This is a genomic window from Fulvivirga sp. M361, from assembly GCF_007097395.1.
In the GTDB taxonomy this organism is placed as follows: Bacteria; Bacteroidota; Bacteroidia; order Cytophagales; family Cyclobacteriaceae; genus Fulvivirga.
The window spans coordinates 69,553-86,990 of the sequence record NZ_VKDC01000015.1; the positions used below are offsets into that span (position 1 = coordinate 69,553).

Sequence of the window (17,438 nt, forward strand, 5' to 3'; positions counted from 1 at the left end):
AATTCAATGGCATTTAGTTTTTTTAAAAAGAGCAAGAGCAAAGAAGAGTCCGCTAAAAAGTCCAACACCACACAGTATTTTGATTTGAAGGTAATTGATATTGTTCGGGAGACGCAGGATGCAATATCCATTGTATTTGAGCAACCGAATACGCCAATATTATACAAATCAGGCCAGTTTCTTACATTGATAAATACCATAGATGGCAAGGAAGTAAGGAGAGCATATTCATTGTGTTCTTCGCCATACACTGAGCAGCATTTGGCAGTAGCCGTTAAACGTGTAGAAAATGGAGTGATGTCTAACTGGTTGGCAAATAACCTCAAAGTAGGGGATACCATGAAAATAATGGAGCCCATGGGAGCGTTTACCGTAGATTATGATCAGAACAATGACAAGCACCTGGTGATGTTTGCAGGAGGCAGTGGTATTACACCTATGCTGTCTATTATAAAATCCACCCTGGATCAGGAGTCGCACAGTGTCATTACCCTGATTTATGCCAATCGCAATAGTGAGAGCATCATTTTCAAAGAAACACTTGAACGACTTGCTGAAGGCTATCAAGGTCGCCTTGTTTTGATACACGTGCTGGATGTAGCGCCTGACGATTGGAAGGGATATGCAGGCCTGTTAGATCAGGAGATACTGACGAAAATTTTTGATGTCCTGCCGGAACACTCAGATACCACCTACCTTTTATGTGGCCCGGAAGGCATGATGCGTACCGTTGAGTCTTTCCTTGCAGATCAAAATATAAGTAAAGAGCAATTATTAAAAGAAAGTTTTGTCGCGAGTACCAATACTGACGGCGCACAACAAAGTGACCCGGGCAGCAAGATCATTACACGAGAAGTGATCGTGATCTATGATGGAGAAGAGCATAAATTTGAGGTGGAGCCTTCCAGTACCATTTTAGAAACGGCATTGGATCAGGGCATAGACCTGCCGTACTCTTGCCAAAGTGGCTTATGTACCGCTTGCCGTGGCAAATGTATTTCGGGAAAGGTGAAATTGGATGAAGAAGAAGGTCTCTCCGAGGAAGAGACAGCCGAAGGGTATGTACTAACCTGTGTCGGCCATCCGTTAACCGATGATGTAGTTATAGAAATCGGCTAAAATCATTTGACTGCCGGTAACTAACATCCAAAAGCCAGTAACCAGCAACCATAACCTAGCAACCAGAACCCAGAACCCAGCAACAAACAACCAGATGACAAACACCATAAAAAGAAAACCAAGAACTTTTTTACCTGAAGACTTTCGCATTGAAACCTGGGAGGGAATGAAACCTTATTTTGAGGACCTTCTGGAAAGAGAGATCGGTTCGATGGACCAACTTGAGCAATGGTTCAAAGATAAAAGTGAGCTCAGTGCAGTTATCTCTGAGGATTTAGGGTGGAGATACATCAATATGACCCGGTATACGGATAATGAGAAATACAGCGATGCTTATAAATTCTTTGTCACTAAGATCCAACCTGAAATTGCTCCTTATTCGGATAGTTTAAATAAAAAAGCTGCTGGTAGTGAGTTTTTATCAGCGCTTGAACAAAAGGAAGGTTACCATATTCTCGTGCGTGAAATGCGTAAGGATATAGAAATATTCAGGAAAGAGAATATCCCGGTGTTTACTGAGATACAGACTGAAACCCAAAAGTACGGACAGATCAATGGCGCTATGACGGTGGAAGTGGAGGGTAAAGAAATGACATTGCAGCAAGCTGCGGTTTTCCTGCAATCTACGGACAGAAACAAACGAGAGGCCGTGTATCACAGTGTGGCCAAAAGAAGGCTAGAAGATAAAGAATCTCTGGATGGTTTATTCAATACACTGATCGGTTTGAGAACACAAGTAGCTAAAAATGCAGGTTTCGATAACTTTCGCGATTATATGTTCAGGTCTATGGGGAGGTTTGACTACACAGCTGAAGATTGTTTTGCATTCCATGATTCTGTGCAGACGGAAGTGGTACCTATGCTTAATGACCTCGCAAAAGAGCGTAAGTCTGCGCTAAAGCTAGATCACCTTCGCCCGTGGGATAAAGCAGTAGACCCGAAAGGGCGTGAAGCGCTAAAACCTTTTGAAGGGGGTGATGACCTGACAGAAAAGACCATTGAGTGTTTTAAAAGGCTTGATCCTTTCTTAGGTCAATGCTTAAGTATTATGAAGGAAATGGGACACCTTGACCTGGTATCCAGGAAGGGAAAGGCCCCGGGGGGATATAATTACCCGTTGTCGGAAATCGGTGTTCCTTTTATCTTTATGAATGCTACCTCTACCCATAGGGATATGATCACTATTTTGCATGAAGGCGGCCATGCGGTGCATTCTTTTCTAACACGTGACCTGGAGCTTACCGAATTCAAACATACCCCTTCTGAAGTAGCGGAATTGGCCTCCATGAGTATGGAACTCATCTCCATGGACCACTGGGATGTGTTTTTTGCCAATGAAGAAGATCTGAAACGTGCCAAAAAAGAGCACTTGGAGCAGATCATAGAGACACTACCATGGGTAGCTACGATCGATAAGTTCCAGCACTGGATCTACGAAAATCCGTCACATACCGAAGAGGAAAGAGTGGTGAAATGGAATACGATATTTGACGAATTTTCAGATGATATCACAGACTGGAATAACCTTAAGGAGAATAAAGACCACCTATGGCAAAAACAATTGCACCTGTATGAAGTGCCTTTCTACTATATAGAATATGGTATGGCCCAGCTAGGTGCGGTAGCCGTTTGGAAGAATTACAAAGACAACCGGGAGCAAGGGTTGGCAGGATATATGAATGCTCTAAAATTGGGCTATACACAGTCCATACCGGAAGTTTATGCTGCTGCCAATATTAAGTTTGATTTCAGTAAAAGCTATATCCGTGAGCTTATGCAGTTCGTGCAAACAGAACTCAAAAAGGTTTAAATTAATTGAAAAATGATCGAAATCTGTCATTTGCATCTTCTTGTACCAATTTTAAGGTGTGGTTGTAAAGTTTAAGTGTATTATTGATGTTATTTAACTCAACGCATTTACACTTTTAAAAAACAACTTAACTATGGCAGACATCAATGTTTTAATTGTTGTAGACACAAAAACTACATTAGCTGGTACTACTACGGTTTACATGGAGGATGATAATCCCGGAGATGATACCGGAGAAGGTACTTCTGAATTACATATTAATGCAAGTCCCGGTGACAAAATCATTTGGCGAGCAACTTCCATTAATCAATCTGATACCATTGATTTATCAGAATTTGTAGATAACAGTGGTCAGGTATTTAGCCCTGCGCCTACTAAAAACACCAGTGATGGTTCATGGTCTGGGACAGTAGGTAATTTTCCGGCTGATACAACAGAGAGTTATACTTTTCGTTTTAAAATCAATGGTGGTAGTCAGAAATATAGCTGGGATCCGGAGATAAAGATTAAAACATAGAATGATTAAAATGTACAAAGCCTATTTTCTGATAGGCTTTTTATTTTTCAGTTCTTATTTACAAGCGCAGGATCAAAACATAGCAGATAGCTTGGTTAATTTATATGCTAAATTAACCGATAGTGATTCACTGAAAATGACAGTGCTTCATGAAATAGCTTTTTATCATACTAATCCTGACTCAGCGTTAAAATATTCTACATTACTCGTTGAATTTGCCGAAGCTGATTCGAATCACCTATGGTTACATAGAGGCTTTATTGAGAAAGGGCATGCGTACAAACTTAAAGGAGATCTTGAGCAATCATTATTTTGCTACTTTCAAAGTTTAGATTTTGCACAACGTGCTAATTACATGATTGGCGTTGCCGGAGCTCAAAATGCCATAGCAGGTGTTTATAGAGTACAGGGAAATCAACAAACTTCCTTTCGATATTATAATCAAGCTATTGATATCTTTCGCCGGGAAAATGATACGCTTAGGCTGGCTTCCAGCTTATTGAATACAGGAGATCTTTATCGGGAGTCTTCTCAGTTAGATACGGCGCTACTCTATTTTGAAGAATCTCAGGTATTGTATGCCCAAGTAGATTATGAGATAGGTATTGCTTACAGTTTAGGTAACATAGGTTTGGTATATGCCGAACAAGGCAGACATGCAGAAGCTGAAAAAAACATTAAAGAAGCTACACTTATCCTGGAAAAACTAGGTGACAGATATCCTATAGCCGTTTATGACACCTACATGGCCGATATCTATCGAGAGAAAGGAGATTTCCAACGTGCTTTGAAATATGCCCAGAGAAGTTATGATGTGTCGATAGAGTTGGGCCTCAAGGAACAAACACGTGACGCCAGTTTAAAACTATCAGAATTGTATCAGGAAGCAGGAAACTATGAGCAAGCTTATACCTATCAGAGTAAATACCTTGCCTATCGTGATAGTATAAATAATGAGGAAACCATCCGCCAAATGGCGGACCTTCGTACGGAATATGAAGTATCACAAAAACAGGTAGAAGTGGACCTGCTGGAAGAACAAAAGCGCTCACAACAGATCGTAGGGATCTCACTGATAGTGGTATTGCTGTTAGTAGTTTTATTGGCTTTTGTTCTGTACAAAAACAATAGACAGAAACAAGCCACCAACCTTCTGCTTAGCGAGCAGAAAGAAGAAATAGCTGCCCAGCGTGACCAACTGGAAGACCTTAACGATACAAAAGACCGTTTTTTCTCTATCATTTCTCATGACCTTCGTGGCCCCGTAAGTGCATTTAAGGGGGTTTCTAACCTGATAAAACTGTTTATTGAGGAAAAGGACATGGACGGCCTTGCTGATATTAATGAACACTTTGATAAGTCGGTAGATCAAATGTCTGTTCTTCTGGATAATCTGCTGGACTGGGCGGTTACTCAACAAGGGGCTATTCCTTATACTCCTGAGCAGGTGAGCCTCAGTACCGTTTTTTTTGATGACTTGCATAGTCTTTTTGTCCATATGGCCCAGGATAAGAAAATCACTTTAACGTCGAAATTTGAAGATGACTTGGTGCTTTGGGCGGATGTCAATAGCCTCAAAACGATCCTTAGAAACCTGATCAATAACGCCATTAAATTCACGGAAGAAGAAGGAGAAGTGTCAGTAGTAGCTTCGGCCAACGGGGCCATGGCCGATATTCGTGTTACGGATAATGGTGTGGGAATTTCCAAAGAAAAACTCGATGTACTTTTTGGAACGAATAAGTATAATCGCAGCTGGGGCACCAGTGGTGAAAAAGGACTTGGCTTAGGATTACAATTGGTGTATGATTTTGCCTTGTTAAACCATGGTACTGTTCGGGTAGAGAGTGAAGAAAGGTTAGGGACTACCTTTATAATAGAGCTACCTCTTTATGATCCGGGAAAGGATCCGGAATCAGCAGGCTGATCTTAGTTTGTCCAATAATTCGTTTAATGTTTGGGCTTCCCTTTCATTCAGGTTACCTGAGAAGTCATTCATTATGTCTATGTTTCTATCCACTTCATGCAATAATTGAAATCCGTTTTCTGTCAGACTCACATCCACTAATCTGCGGTCTTCTGAACAAACAGATTTTTTAACATAACCTTTTGAAGTTAAGCGATCTACAATCCTGGAAGCGTCAGAATTCCGATCATGCAGACGTGCTTTAATTTCAGAAGTAGATATGGTTTTGGGATGGGTAATCCTTAAGACACTCAATACATGATACTGTTGTGAAGTAATGCCGTAAGGGTTAAAAAATTTCTGATATTGAGACGAGATCCAGTTTGAAGTAAATAAAATGTTTAAGGCCGCTTTTTGTGTCTCATTTTTAAATGGCAACCGGTTAATTTCCTCTTTGATCTTCATTTTCTAAGACAACTGGATCAGGTCCCGTTATGTTCCCGAAAGAGAATAATAATATGCTGTCAACCAGATAAATGGCTAAAAAAAAAGCGGGCTTTGCCCGCTTCTATTCAATGCATAAAACAGTAGTAAGTTACATACTTTCTGTTTTTGGTTTTGCTTTTTTTACTACGATAGTTCTTCCGTCTAATTCAGTTTCATTCAATTGATCAATTGCCGTAAGGGCGGCTTGATCATCGGGCATTTCTACGAAACCAAAACCTTTTGATCGTTGAGTTTCTTTGTCGAAAATTACCTTTGCTGAAGATACCTCGCCATATTCTTCAAAATAGGCCTGTAATGTTTCTGGAGTAGTTCGGAAGTTCAGCTTTGCTACGAAAATATTCATTTTTAAGGGATAATAAGGTTAATAAATATATTTGAGCATGGGGATTTAGCATGTATATTCAGGACTACAAGTTATGCTATATCGGGTTGACCCAAATGTTAATCTAAAGATAGATGAACCAAAAGAGTATTACTAACGATGCACTTTTTTACTAAGACAATACATCCCCGAAATCCGGCCGTTTATCGAAAACACTGCGCGCAAAAGGGCACAAAGGTATGATTTTAAGATTATTGGTTCGCGCGTAATTAACAGCTGCCTCTACAAGCTTTAAGCCAAGGTTTTTGCCCTTATACGATTCACTTACCTCTGTATGGTCAATAATGAATTTTGTATCCCCGGCTGATACATAAGTCATTTTTGCCACCTCGGTACCATTATCCAGGATATAGAATTTACCACGATTTTCGACGTTTTTGTTTAGAATTTCCATGACCGGGACGTGTGATGCGTTATTTTGTTGTCATATTTAAACTTAAGCTGATTTAACCTAAATGTATGATGAAAAGTTTACTAACGATCACAATATATCTTTTTTCCCGGACAATACTACTGGCGCAAGTGCCTCCTGCCACGGATCAACGTCATTACACTATTGTGGAAGACGTGTCTGCGGCGCGTCTTGAAAGGGACATTAAAGCCCTGGTTAATTTTGGTACACGCCATACATTATCCGATACCACATCAACTACACGCGGTATCGGTGCAGCCCGCAGGTGGATCAAAAAGGAGTTTGAACAAATTTCTAAAGACTGTGGCAATTGCCTTGAAGTATCATATTTAAGAAATATTGTAAAAGGAGATCCGGAAACGCGAATAAAAAAAGATACTGAAATAGTAAGCGTCATGGCCATTCAACACGGTAGCCTATATCCGGACCGCTATATCATCATGTCAGGTGATATTGACACCCGTGTTTCCGACGTGCTCAACTCAACAAGTGATGCACCTGGTGCGAATGATAATGCAACAGGAATGGCCGGCGCTATGGAAGCGGCACGTGTTTTATCTAAATATAAATTCCCCACCAGCATCGTCTATGTAGGACTATCAGGGGAAGAACAGGGACTTTTTGGTGGTAAGCATATGGCCAAGGTCGCTAGGGACCTAAAATGGGGCATAGTAGGTGTTTTGAACAATGACATGATAGGTAATATTGAAGGTATTGATGGAGTGATAGATAATCGGTCTTTTAGGATATTTTCTGAACCGACTCCTGTTATTGAAACTGAGAGACAGCGTACGCTAAGAAGGTATTATGGAGGAGAGGTAGATGGTATTTCGAGGCAATTGGCGCGGTATGTTCACAAACAAACCACCACCTACATGCCGGAAATGCGTCCTACTTTGATCTACCGGTTAGACCGCTTTGGAAGAGGAGGGCATCATCGCCCGTTCAATGACGAAGGTTTTGCAGGGATAAGGATTATGGAGACACATGAAAACTACAATCGACAGCATCAGGACCTGCGTACTGAAAATGGAATAGCATACGGCGATGTATTGTCCGGTGTTAACTTTGATTATACTAAAAGGTTAACAGCCGTTAATGCTATTACCCTTGCAGGCATAGCCTGGGCGCCCCCGCAGCCGGTAAATGTTAAAATTGGTGGTGCCGTACAGCCTTCTACTACATTGAAATGGGACAAGCAGGAAGGTGAAACACTGGCAGGTTATAAGATATACTGGAGAGAAACCACCTCTGCGCAATGGGAATATTCCAGGTATGTGGGCAATGTGGATCAATTTACACTTGAAGGCATTGTGATCGACAATTATCTCTTTGGTGTGACGGCTGTAGGTAAAGATGGTAATGAAAGTGTTGTAGTCTTCCCTTCAGGTCTTATCAGAAGGTAATAGGGCCGTTTTAAAGCATTGGGTGGAAGGCCTGGGTCAATCTTTTGTATGCGTTTGACCAGCTGCCATCCGTTGTGTAATGAGTAAGTGCTTCTTCTTTGATAATCGATGCTTTTTTCTTGCTTATTTGAAGCAATACACGTTCACAAGGTTTATCAGCTCTTGAGTAAAAATGGAGTCTTTTGTGCACGTATAAGTCTTTTTGAGGAATGGTACGCATAAAAATATCCTGATTATAAGCAGGAATGATAACACATAGTTTACCTTCCGAAGACAGCAGCCGGCTACTGGCCCCGAGCAACTCCGGATGGCTTAATGATTTAATATGTCTCGCGTAATGTCTTGCGGTATTTGGTGAAGAAGTTCCGTGGTTGAAGTAGGGTGGATTGGATACGATCAGATCAAATTTTTCCGGGCCGCCATTGAACTGCTGTAAGGATGTGACGATTGAATTCAGGCGATCCTTCCAGGGACTGTTTGAAAAATTACGTTTTGCTTCCCCGGCCGATGCCTTATCAATATCAATAGCCGTGATCTTGGCCTTGGAGAAGCGCTGAGCCAGCATGAGAGCAATAAGCCCACAGCCCGTGCCTATGTCCAATATATGGTTTACATTTTCACTTTCTGCCCATGACCCTAGTAATACACCGTCAGTTCCTACTTTCATAGCGCTTTCCGTATGGTTTACGTCGAACTTCTTGAAGTGAAATATCTTCTGTTTGTCCCGCATTCTTCCCGACATGAGTGGAGCGCCAAATTAGAATTATATTTTTAATTTAGAGTGCACCTAAACGTAAATTCCATGGCCTCGTATCCTTCAGATCTGGACATTGCCCAATCCTCAAAGCTCGTACCTGTCAAAGACATCGGCAACCAGCTCGGTATTGCAGAAAATGACATGGAGTTGTACGGGAATTATAAAGCCAAACTACCACTGAAGCTAATCGATGAGAAGAAGGTAAGCAAAAGCAACCTGATCCTGGTAACTGCCATGACCCCGACGCCGGCGGGTGAAGGAAAGACCACCACATCTATCGGATTGGCTGAGGGGATGAATAAAATTGGCAAAAAAACTACTGTGGTGCTTCGTGAACCCTCTTTGGGGCCAGTGTTTGGAGTGAAGGGTGGAGCGGCAGGCGGTGGGTATTCACAGGTAGTGCCTATGGAAGATATTAACCTACACTTTACAGGTGACTTTGCCGCTATAGAAAAAGCCAATAACTTACTGGCGGCATTGATTGACAATAACATTCAAAGCCTAAAGAATAATCTCGGACTGGATCCGCGTACAGTAGAATGGAAGCGGGTAATGGATATGAATGACAGGGCCTTGCGTAACGTTGTTTCCGGTATGGGAGGGAAACCAGGAGGTATGATGCGTGAAACCGGCTTTAATATTACTGCTGCTTCAGAAGTAATGGCCATTCTCTGTTTGGCGGAAGGTATGTCTGATCTGAAAGAAAAAATAGGCAATATTTACATAGGAGATACGTATGAAGGACAGGCCATATTTGCGCGTGACCTGAAGGCCGAAGGCGCTATGGCCGCTTTGCTTAAAGAAGCTATCAAACCTAACCTGGTACAGACGTTAGAAGGAAATCCAGCTATTATCCACGGAGGGCCTTTCGCTAACATTGCCCAGGGTACGAATTCTGTGATAGCTACGAAAATGGGTATGTCACTGACGGATTATGTAGTGACTGAAGCTGGTTTTGGAGCAGATTTGGGGGCAGAAAAATTTCTGAATATTAAATGTGGATATTCCGGGCTTGCCCCGAAGGCGGTTGTACTTGTTGCTACCATTAGAGCCCTAAAGTACCATGGAGGACAGTCTCTGGCCGATGTAAAAGAACACAATACAGTAGCATTGGTAAAAGGGCTTGCCAACCTGGAAAAACATATTGAAAATATTGCTATCTATGGTCTCACAGTGGTGGTTTCCATCAATAAATTTATAACAGATTCGGAAGAGGAGATCAGGATAGTGAAAGAAAGGTGTGAAGAACTGAATGTCAAGGTAGCTATTTGCGAGGGTTGGGAAAAAGGTGGAGCCGGGGCCACCGTTCTGGCTGAAGAAGTAATAGAGGCTATTGAAAACGGATCTGGATCCTACAAACCGATTTATGATTGGAACTGGACGGTGAAGGAAAAAATTGAAGCAGTAGCAAGAAAGGTTTATGGGGCCAGAAATGTTGAGTTTTTACCGAGGGCTAAGCAAAATCTCAGAAAACTTGAACGTATTGGACTGAACGACAAACCTGTTTGTATTGCCAAAACACAAAATTCATTGAGCGATGATCCTAAATGGTTAGGCCGGCCGGTGAATTTTACCTTGACGGTACGTGAGATAGAAGTGGCTTCCGGAGCAGGTTTTTCGATACCTATTACAGGTAACATGTTGCGTATGCCGGGGCTACCTGCTACACCTGCGGCCGAAGGTATGGATATAGATAATGAAGGTAGGATTACAGGACTTTCCTGACAAAAATCACTATAAACATCAGTTGGAACATCTTTTTGTAGCATAAAAGTGTTGTTAGTTTTAGCCGCACAGAATAATCTGCCCACAAGAATATAGATAGATCAGGATATGAAACTAAGGATTAAAGGGAATACACTGCGATTAAGACTTTCAAAAACAGAAGTAGATGAAGTGAGTCACAAAGGAATGACCAGCGACACAATATCCTTCCCAACCGGTCGACTCATTTATACATTAGCTGGTGGAGATGACGAATCACTCAATGCCAGTTTTAAAGATAGTGAAATACGTATTGTAGTCCCTGGCCATGTAATGAAAGAATGGGCTATCACCGACCAGGTAGGGTTTTCGGGTCAAATATCTTTGGCTGATGGTCAGGAAATGAGTGTTTTGGTGGAAAAGGATTTTCAATGTAGCATGAACAGGCCTGAAGAAGATGAAAGCGATCTATACGAGAACCCGCAAATGAGGAAGCGAAGGACATGAATGACGTGGACGCTGTAATAATAGGGTCCGGACCTAATGGGTTGGCTGCAGCTATTGAACTGGCCAGGAATGGCGCTAAAGTAGCTGTATTTGAGGCTGCCACTACTCCGGGAGGAGGCTTACGAACGGCTGAACTTACGCTGCCAGGGTTTCATCATGATTTTTGTTCGGCTGTGCATCCTATGGGTGTCCTTTCCCCATATTTTAAAAAACTTCCCTTGGAGCAATACGGTCTAAAATGGATATTTCCGGAGGCTTCAGTGGCACATCCATTAGATGACGGGGCAGCAGTACTTTTGACGAGATCATTGAAAGAAACCGCACTTGGCTTAGGAAATGATGCAGAGAGCTATGTTCGCCTGTTGCGCCCTTTTGTGACTAAGGCAGAAGCTTTACTGGAAGATGCCCTGGCGCCGTTAACGATACCTAAAAGTCCGTTTTTGATGGCCCGTTTTGGTATGAAGGCCATTCGTTCAGCTACTGGTTTAGCCAATAGTATTTTCAAAGAAACTCGCGCTAAAGCGCTTTTTGCAGGTTGCGCCGCTCATAGCATTTTACCACTTGAAAAACCCTTAAGTGCGGCACTGGGTATGATGTTTACTCTTACAGGCCATGTTACTGATTGGCCGGTAGCTGCAGGAGGATCACAATACATAGCTGATGCGTTGACCTCCTACCTTCGCGAGCTGGGCGGTGATATAATAACTTCTACAAGAGTGACCTCCATGAAAGACCTGCCGCCAGCAAAGGCATATCTGTTTGATACTGATCCGCTACAACTAATGAGGATTGCCAGCGATAGACTTCCTAATGGTTATGTAAAAAGATTGCAAAGATATCATTTTGGGCCTGGCGCATTTAAGGTAGACTGGGCATTAGACGGCCCTATTCCCTGGAAAGACCCTAACTGTTTAAAAGCGTCCACTGTACACATCGGAGGAACAATAGATGAAATTGCTTCCAGCGAACGTGATGCCTGGTATGGAAGACATCATGAAAAACCTTTTGTATTGCTGTGCCAGCAGAGTCAGTTTGACACTGGCAGGGCCCCGGAAGGTAAACATACCGGATATGCCTATTGCCATGTTCCCAATGGCTCTGATGTGGACAGAACAGAAGCTATTGAAAATCAAATAGAGCGGTTTGCGCCTGGCTTTAAAGATATTATCCTGAAAAGGCATACCACCGGTGGCAGGGCCTTTTCAAACTATAACCCAAACTATGTCGGTGGGGCCATTACTGGCGGCGTGGCTGACCTTACACAGCTCTTTACCCGGCCAGTAGCTCGTTTTGACCCATATTCTACTCCTGACCCAAAGATTTTCATTTGTTCTGCATCTACACCGCCAGGAGGGGGTGTGCATGGGATGTGCGGCTACTATGCTGCAAAAAGTGCCTTAAAAAGAATATAGGATTAGTAAAACATCTGAATAGGCCCATCTTATATTTTTTACAATGACAGTCTGATCAATATCTATCCTTTTACCTTTTTATATTCCAGTCCGGGGCCGTCACAGATATTCCAGGTGCCTGACATTTTATTTTCCGACTGTATCATCAGGTATTCTTTGGCTTCACCCGTACAGTTTCCAATTAACCTGTGATCAGTTTTGTAGTTTAATTCCAGGTAACGGTCTCCTGATAAGGTGACAAATTGATAGGTGCCGCCTGCCTGACTTTCATTACCTGATTCTTCCCGTGACTTAATAAAGGTGTTGTCCGGATGTAGCAGGTAGTACTCCTGCCAGGCCATATCATCTCCTGTTCTTTCAGAATTGGCCATACTTCCTGTCATTGTGATCAGTTGCCATTTTTCAACTTTCGATGGCGCGGTACGCTCAGTAGGGGTGTTCTCATTTTTCAATGTTTGTTCTTTTATACAAGAAAATAAATTAATAACGACGATCAGGAAGTAGAGGGTACTTTTTTTCATGATAATTACTTTTATTCTAGGACACGACCGCGTCAATCAAGGTTGGAATAGTCAGGCAGTTTTGAGGACACCTCAAAGGACCAGGGCAATCCGAGCAGAGCCGTAATGCCCGATACAATATAAACACTAATGGAAGGCAGGTCAGCTTAAAGAACAAAAGATGTTCAGTGGTCACTTTTTGCTGATAGATGTTGCTTGCTATAGTTTTCGGACCAGAGGTGTTTTGATCATCCCATGGCAGGTGAATGGGTGAATATGAAAACTATTCATTAAAATGGGATAGAGGGCTGGCCTTTACAGATGTAACCCACATTCCACTTTTTTGGTATTGGCCCACCTTCCTTGCCGTCCATGACCTTTAACTGTACAATGAGTACATCCAATGGAGTCATATCCTTTTTCTATCAACGGATGTGAGGGGAGTTCGTTGATGTAGGAATACAATTCTACTTCATCCCGCGTCATATCTAGCATAGGGTGGAATTTTACGATGCCCGCTTTTCTTTCGAAGACCTGCATTTTACTGCGGTTGGCGTTTTGATATTTTAGCAAACCGGATATCCAGATACTGTGCTTTTCCTTGAGTTCATTTACAGGCTGTACCTTATTGATGAAGCAGCATAAGTCAGTGTTAAGCTTCCAGGTGCTGTTCTCATTGGTAAAACGTGCATGGTTGGTTTTAGCTTTTACGTCTTCTACATTCAGGTGAAATAACTTAACGAGCTGGTTTTTGTAATCGATGGTTTCCTGGAAATGATATTGCGTGTCTACGAAATAAACCGGATGATCCGGCTTTACTTTACTGAGCATATGAAGCAGTACTGCTGAAGAAGCTCCAAAAGATGAAGTGATCAGGATTTCTCGTTCCGGAAAACTATCAAAGAGTAGTTGAAGACGTTCTTCAGGACGCAGGCCACTATACCTTTTGTTCAATGATTCTGTAAATGTCATTTTTCCTCGTTTTTCGATACCAGCGATCGGGTTATTTTATTGAGTTCTTTTACCTTGTAACCAAAGTCTCCTTTAAGAGAATCCCGTACCTGTTTTAAGTTTTTCAATAGCTCTTGTGTGTCTTCGGGCAATACATCTTCCAGTACTTCTCTAAATCTTTTGGCAAAGGTGGGAGACTGACCATTGGTAGAAATACCAATTTTCAGATTACCCTTTTTCACTGTAGAGCCTAGATAGAAATCACATAAGTCCGGTGTATCTGCCACATTTACCAGAATATTCTGCTGCTTGGCCACTGCTCTGATAGATGCATTTGTTTCCCTACTATCCGTAGCTAATATGGTGACATTCACACCTTCCAGGTCTTCCGGAGTAAAAGCTTTTTTGATGATCTCGAAAGCAGGCCTGTTTTCAGCCAGGGCCCATAGTTCATCTTTTATTTCCGGTGCTACCAGTTTAATTATAGCGCCTGGATCATTTTTAAGTAAGGCCTCTACTTTTTCTAAACCTACATTACCTCCTCCCACCACCAGCGTGGTGAGTTGATCAAGCTTCAGGAATACCGGGAATAAATTATTACTATTTGGCATAATCTCGTTCAACCGTTTTTACTAATTCATAGAAATGTTCATGGGTGCCTACCGCCTCACCGATCACGATCAATGCCGGAGTGGGAGGGTTGTGCTGTCGTTTCAAAGCGGTTAGTTCACTTACCCGGCCAAAGATCACTTTTCCATCTTCCAGGGACCCCTTTGAGATAATGGCAGCAGGGATATCTGTTTTTCCCTGGCCAATGTAGGCTTTTACAATGGCATTTAGCTTACCTAATCCCATGAGAAAAATACCTGTAGCTGTTGACTGGGCTACTAACTTTACATCGTTGGAGATCTCACCGGAACTTGTAGTAGCGGTTACCACCCAGAAACTTTCGTTAACGCCACGGCGAGTGATCGGCACACCGTAATATCCGGGAAGTGTAATACTTGATATGCCGGGGACAAATGCAACGGGTATATTGAATGTTTCAGCGTATTCCGCTTCTTCTTTCCCACGAGCAAAAACAAATGGATCACCACCTTTCAGCCTTACTACATGTCCTTCGCTAAGGGCGAAATCAACAATGAGTTGATTGATCTCTTCCTGCTTATAACTATGTTGACCGGCCCGTTTTCCAACGTATACTTTACGGGCTTTGGCGGGAGCATAATTGAGAAGGTCCGGATGCACCAGTGCGTCGTAAAGAACGACATCGGCGGAAGCCAGTGCTTTTACTCCCTTGATACTGACCAGGTCAGGATCACCGGGACCTGCACCTACTAAGGTTACTCTTGCATTCATCATTTACGCTTTATAATAATTATCAACTACTACTTTATCTTGTCCTTCGTCCGTTGTATTTAATTGCAACTGACGGAACTTCTTAACCTTGTAAAGGAAAGTACTGGCTGTTTCATGGTAGGTGTTCGCAAACTCTCCACCAGGCTCGTTTTTATTAATGGACAATACTGTTTCTTCAAAAGTATCTTTCCAGTCAAACTTTCCACTTTGAACAAAGTATTGCTCAAAGTCACGGATAATACCGATATGTGTATTACAATGTTGGTCTTCGCTTAGAAGTAGCGCTTTGGCACTGACAATAAGTGTGTTATAACTATTGTAGATGGCACTGGCCCATTCTTCTGTTTTTAATGCTTCCGCTGCCAAGTCCAGTTTCTCCTGTGCATCGTTGATGATAGTGCCTACCACGTCCAATGTTACACCGGCACATTCTCCGACGCCTATTTCAGGAATAAATTGTTCCGAATGTCCCCAGTCTACATAATCTTCAGGGGCAAGGGCCTTTATATCGGCAAACCTTTTAAGCAGGGAGTAGAAGTACATCTTGCCCTGGCGCTGATAATAGTCATTAAAGTATTCGGCTTCTTCAGCATTGTTTTCGTAATCTTTGAGAATAGATCTCAGCGCTTCAGGGATCTTTTTGCTAGGTAGTTTGATCACTTTGTCAGCTATAAAGCCTTTGCCATCAGCATCTACTCCTCCACCTATTACCACTTGCTGGGCGGGTATCACTAATTCACCATTCTTAATCGAGCTGCCATGAAATCCAATATTGGCCACCATATGCTGACCACATGAATTCATACAACCGCTTATTTTAATAGCAATGTCATTTTCCAACACCAGTTCTTTGAATTCTTCTCGGATCATTTTTTCCAGTATTAAACTGATATCGGTACTATTGGTAACTCCCAGATTACAGGTGTCGGTGCCCGGGCAGGCAGTAATGTCAGCAATGGTTTCAGCACCTGCCTGGGCCAGGTTCAGCTCATTAAGCCCTTGGTAAATGGCTGGTAATAACGCTGCCCTAACATATTTGATAATAATACCCTGCTGGATGGTGATACGCATGTCATCGGCGGCATATTTTTTTACCAGATCGGCTAGTTTTCTTGCCCTTTCTGCATCTATATTTCCGAGATCCACTTTTGCCTTGACGGCATAGAAACCGGACTGCTTTTGTTCAAATACATTGGTTTTGAACCAGTAATCATATGCGTCAGGATCGGAAATTTTTATGTTCGGGATAGTTACATCATCAGAGGGGAGTACTTCTTTTACTGAAGTCCGGTCGATCGGGTAGGTTTTGAAAGGAAGCGCTGTACGTTCCTGATCGACCAGCTCAAGAAACTTTTCTATACCCAATCCTTTCTTTTCTTCTATAAGGAATTTAAGCCGTGCTTTGAAACGTTTTTCTCGCTCACCATAGCGATCAAATACCCTCAACCCTGCTTCTATGAAGGGAATGATCTCATCTTCATGCAAAAATTCATAGGCTGTTGGGGCGAGTAACGCCTGAGCGCCAAGGCCACCTCCTACCAATACTTTAAAACCTCTTATCTTCTGTCCGTTTTCTTCTTTTACTCTGGGTATAAATCCAAAATCATGGAGGAAGGCAAAGGCAGAGTCTCTTTCACTGGAAGAGAAAGCCATTTTAATCTTTCTTCCCATCTCCTGGTTCACAGGGTAACGTAGAAAATATTCGAACACCGCCTGTGCGTATGGAGCTACATCAAAAGGTTCTTCCGGATCTATGCCGGCCTTGGCTGAAGCAGTAATGTTCCTTACTGTATTTCCACATGCCTCTCTGGTGGTTATGCCTACTTCTTCGAGCTTACTCCACAATTCAGGTGTATCGTCAAGTTTGATGTAATGAAGCTGGACATTTTGACGGGTGGTAAGATGTAAATTACCATTGGTGTATTGTTCCGAGAGGTCAGCCAGGCGTACTAACTGCTCGGCCGTGATCTTTCCAAAAGGTAATTTAATACGGAACATTTGCACGCCCTGCTGCCGTTGTCCGTATACTCCTCGTGCCAGCCGAAAAGCTTTGAAGCGCTCTTCCTGAATCTCACCCTGCTTGAAATTTTTGATCTTACTTTGTAGTTCAAGAATGTCTTTTCGGGCTTCTTTACTTACTTTTTCACTTATGGTAATGCTCATTTCTTCTTTTTTTAAATTCTTTTTAC

General features: G+C 42.4%; 17 protein-coding genes. 8 read left to right on the top strand and 9 right to left on the bottom strand.

Annotation, left to right across the window (positions count from 1 at the left end):
• Positions 1–6 precede the first annotated feature (6 nt).
• From FNH22_RS17150 to FNH22_RS17165, 4 genes are all read left to right on the top strand, one after another.
• Positions 7–1,119: a ferredoxin--NADP reductase gene (locus tag FNH22_RS17150; protein ID WP_143399657.1), complete on the top strand. Its 1,113-nt coding sequence runs from the start codon at positions 7–9 to the stop codon at positions 1,117–1,119.
• A 94-nt stretch (positions 1,120–1,213) separates the two neighbouring features.
• Positions 1,214–2,929, top strand: coding sequence for a M3 family oligoendopeptidase (locus FNH22_RS17155; RefSeq protein ID WP_143399658.1), 1,716 nt, complete (start codon positions 1,214–1,216; stop codon positions 2,927–2,929).
• Between the two features lie 133 nt (positions 2,930–3,062).
• Entirely contained in the window at positions 3,063–3,446 is a 384-nt protein-coding gene (locus tag FNH22_RS17160; protein WP_143399659.1) for an AidA/PixA family protein, read from the top strand.
• Between the two features lie 10 nt (positions 3,447–3,456).
• Positions 3,457–5,373 (top strand): tetratricopeptide repeat-containing sensor histidine kinase, encoded by a 1,917-nt coding sequence (locus FNH22_RS17165; RefSeq protein WP_185154267.1) that lies wholly within the window; start codon positions 3,457–3,459, stop codon positions 5,371–5,373.
• Here the strand turns inward: FNH22_RS17165 and FNH22_RS17170 are convergent.
• The 3 genes from FNH22_RS17170 to FNH22_RS17180 form a co-directional block, all read right to left on the bottom strand.
• Positions 5,362–5,817, bottom strand: coding sequence for a MarR family winged helix-turn-helix transcriptional regulator (locus FNH22_RS17170; RefSeq protein WP_143399661.1), 456 nt, complete (start codon positions 5,815–5,817; stop codon positions 5,362–5,364). The genes FNH22_RS17165 and FNH22_RS17170 overlap by 12 nt on opposite strands.
• A gap of 130 nt (positions 5,818–5,947) precedes the next feature.
• Positions 5,948–6,202, bottom strand: coding sequence for an RNA-binding protein (locus FNH22_RS17175; RefSeq protein WP_143399662.1), 255 nt, complete (start codon positions 6,200–6,202; stop codon positions 5,948–5,950).
• A gap of 151 nt (positions 6,203–6,353) precedes the next feature.
• Entirely contained in the window at positions 6,354–6,635 is a 282-nt protein-coding gene (locus tag FNH22_RS17180) for a GNAT family N-acetyltransferase (protein WP_143399663.1), read from the bottom strand.
• A 65-nt stretch (positions 6,636–6,700) separates the two neighbouring features.
• On the opposite strand from FNH22_RS17180, the gene FNH22_RS17185 reads away from it, so the two are divergent.
• Positions 6,701–8,059: a M28 family peptidase gene (locus tag FNH22_RS17185; protein WP_221420298.1), complete on the top strand. Its 1,359-nt coding sequence runs from the start codon at positions 6,701–6,703 to the stop codon at positions 8,057–8,059.
• 10 nt (positions 8,060–8,069) lie between these two features.
• On the opposite strand, the gene FNH22_RS17190 is transcribed toward FNH22_RS17185, so the two are convergent.
• On the bottom strand, positions 8,070–8,801 hold the full coding sequence (locus tag FNH22_RS17190) for a tRNA1(Val) (adenine(37)-N6)-methyltransferase (RefSeq protein WP_143399664.1): 732 nt from the start codon (positions 8,799–8,801) through the stop codon (positions 8,070–8,072).
• Between the two features lie 60 nt (positions 8,802–8,861).
• Here FNH22_RS17190 and FNH22_RS17195 point away from each other — a divergent pair, with 60 nt between their 5' ends.
• The 3 genes from FNH22_RS17195 to FNH22_RS17205 all read left to right on the top strand — a co-directional run bounded on the left by FNH22_RS17195 (position 8,862) and on the right by FNH22_RS17205 (position 12,439).
• The gene (locus tag FNH22_RS17195; RefSeq protein WP_143399665.1) at positions 8,862–10,541 is read left to right on the top strand and encodes a formate--tetrahydrofolate ligase; all 1,680 of its coding nucleotides are present in this window, start codon (positions 8,862–8,864) and stop codon (positions 10,539–10,541) included.
• Positions 10,542–10,649: 108 nt separating this feature from the next.
• Entirely contained in the window at positions 10,650–11,027 is a 378-nt protein-coding gene (locus tag FNH22_RS17200) for a hypothetical protein (protein ID WP_143399666.1), read from the top strand.
• Positions 11,024–12,439: an NAD(P)/FAD-dependent oxidoreductase gene (locus tag FNH22_RS17205; RefSeq protein WP_143399667.1), complete on the top strand. Its 1,416-nt coding sequence runs from the start codon at positions 11,024–11,026 to the stop codon at positions 12,437–12,439. The genes FNH22_RS17200 and FNH22_RS17205 overlap by 4 nt, the downstream gene beginning before the upstream one ends.
• A 62-nt stretch (positions 12,440–12,501) precedes the next feature.
• On the opposite strand, the gene FNH22_RS17210 is transcribed toward FNH22_RS17205, so the two are convergent.
• The 5 genes from FNH22_RS17210 to FNH22_RS17230 form a co-directional block, all read right to left on the bottom strand.
• Positions 12,502–12,960: a hypothetical protein gene (locus FNH22_RS17210; protein ID WP_143399668.1), complete on the bottom strand. Its 459-nt coding sequence runs from the start codon at positions 12,958–12,960 to the stop codon at positions 12,502–12,504.
• Between the two features lie 294 nt (positions 12,961–13,254).
• Positions 13,255–13,911 carry a phosphoadenylyl-sulfate reductase gene (locus FNH22_RS17215; protein WP_143399669.1) on the bottom strand — a complete coding sequence of 219 codons (657 nt, stop codon included), beginning with the start codon at positions 13,909–13,911 and terminating at the stop codon, positions 13,255–13,257.
• Entirely contained in the window at positions 13,908–14,501 is a 594-nt protein-coding gene (locus FNH22_RS17220; protein WP_143399670.1) for a bifunctional precorrin-2 dehydrogenase/sirohydrochlorin ferrochelatase, read from the bottom strand. Before FNH22_RS17220 ends, FNH22_RS17215 begins: the two co-directional genes overlap by 4 nt.
• On the bottom strand, positions 14,491–15,252 hold the full coding sequence (gene cobA / locus FNH22_RS17225) for a uroporphyrinogen-III C-methyltransferase (RefSeq protein ID WP_370513187.1): 762 nt from the start codon (positions 15,250–15,252) through the stop codon (positions 14,491–14,493). The genes FNH22_RS17220 and cobA overlap by 11 nt, the downstream gene beginning before the upstream one ends.
• Complete coding sequence (locus FNH22_RS17230) at positions 15,253–17,412, bottom strand: HEPN domain-containing protein (protein WP_143399671.1); 2,160 nt, start codon at positions 17,410–17,412, stop codon at positions 15,253–15,255.
• Positions 17,413–17,438: the final 26 nt, after the last annotated feature.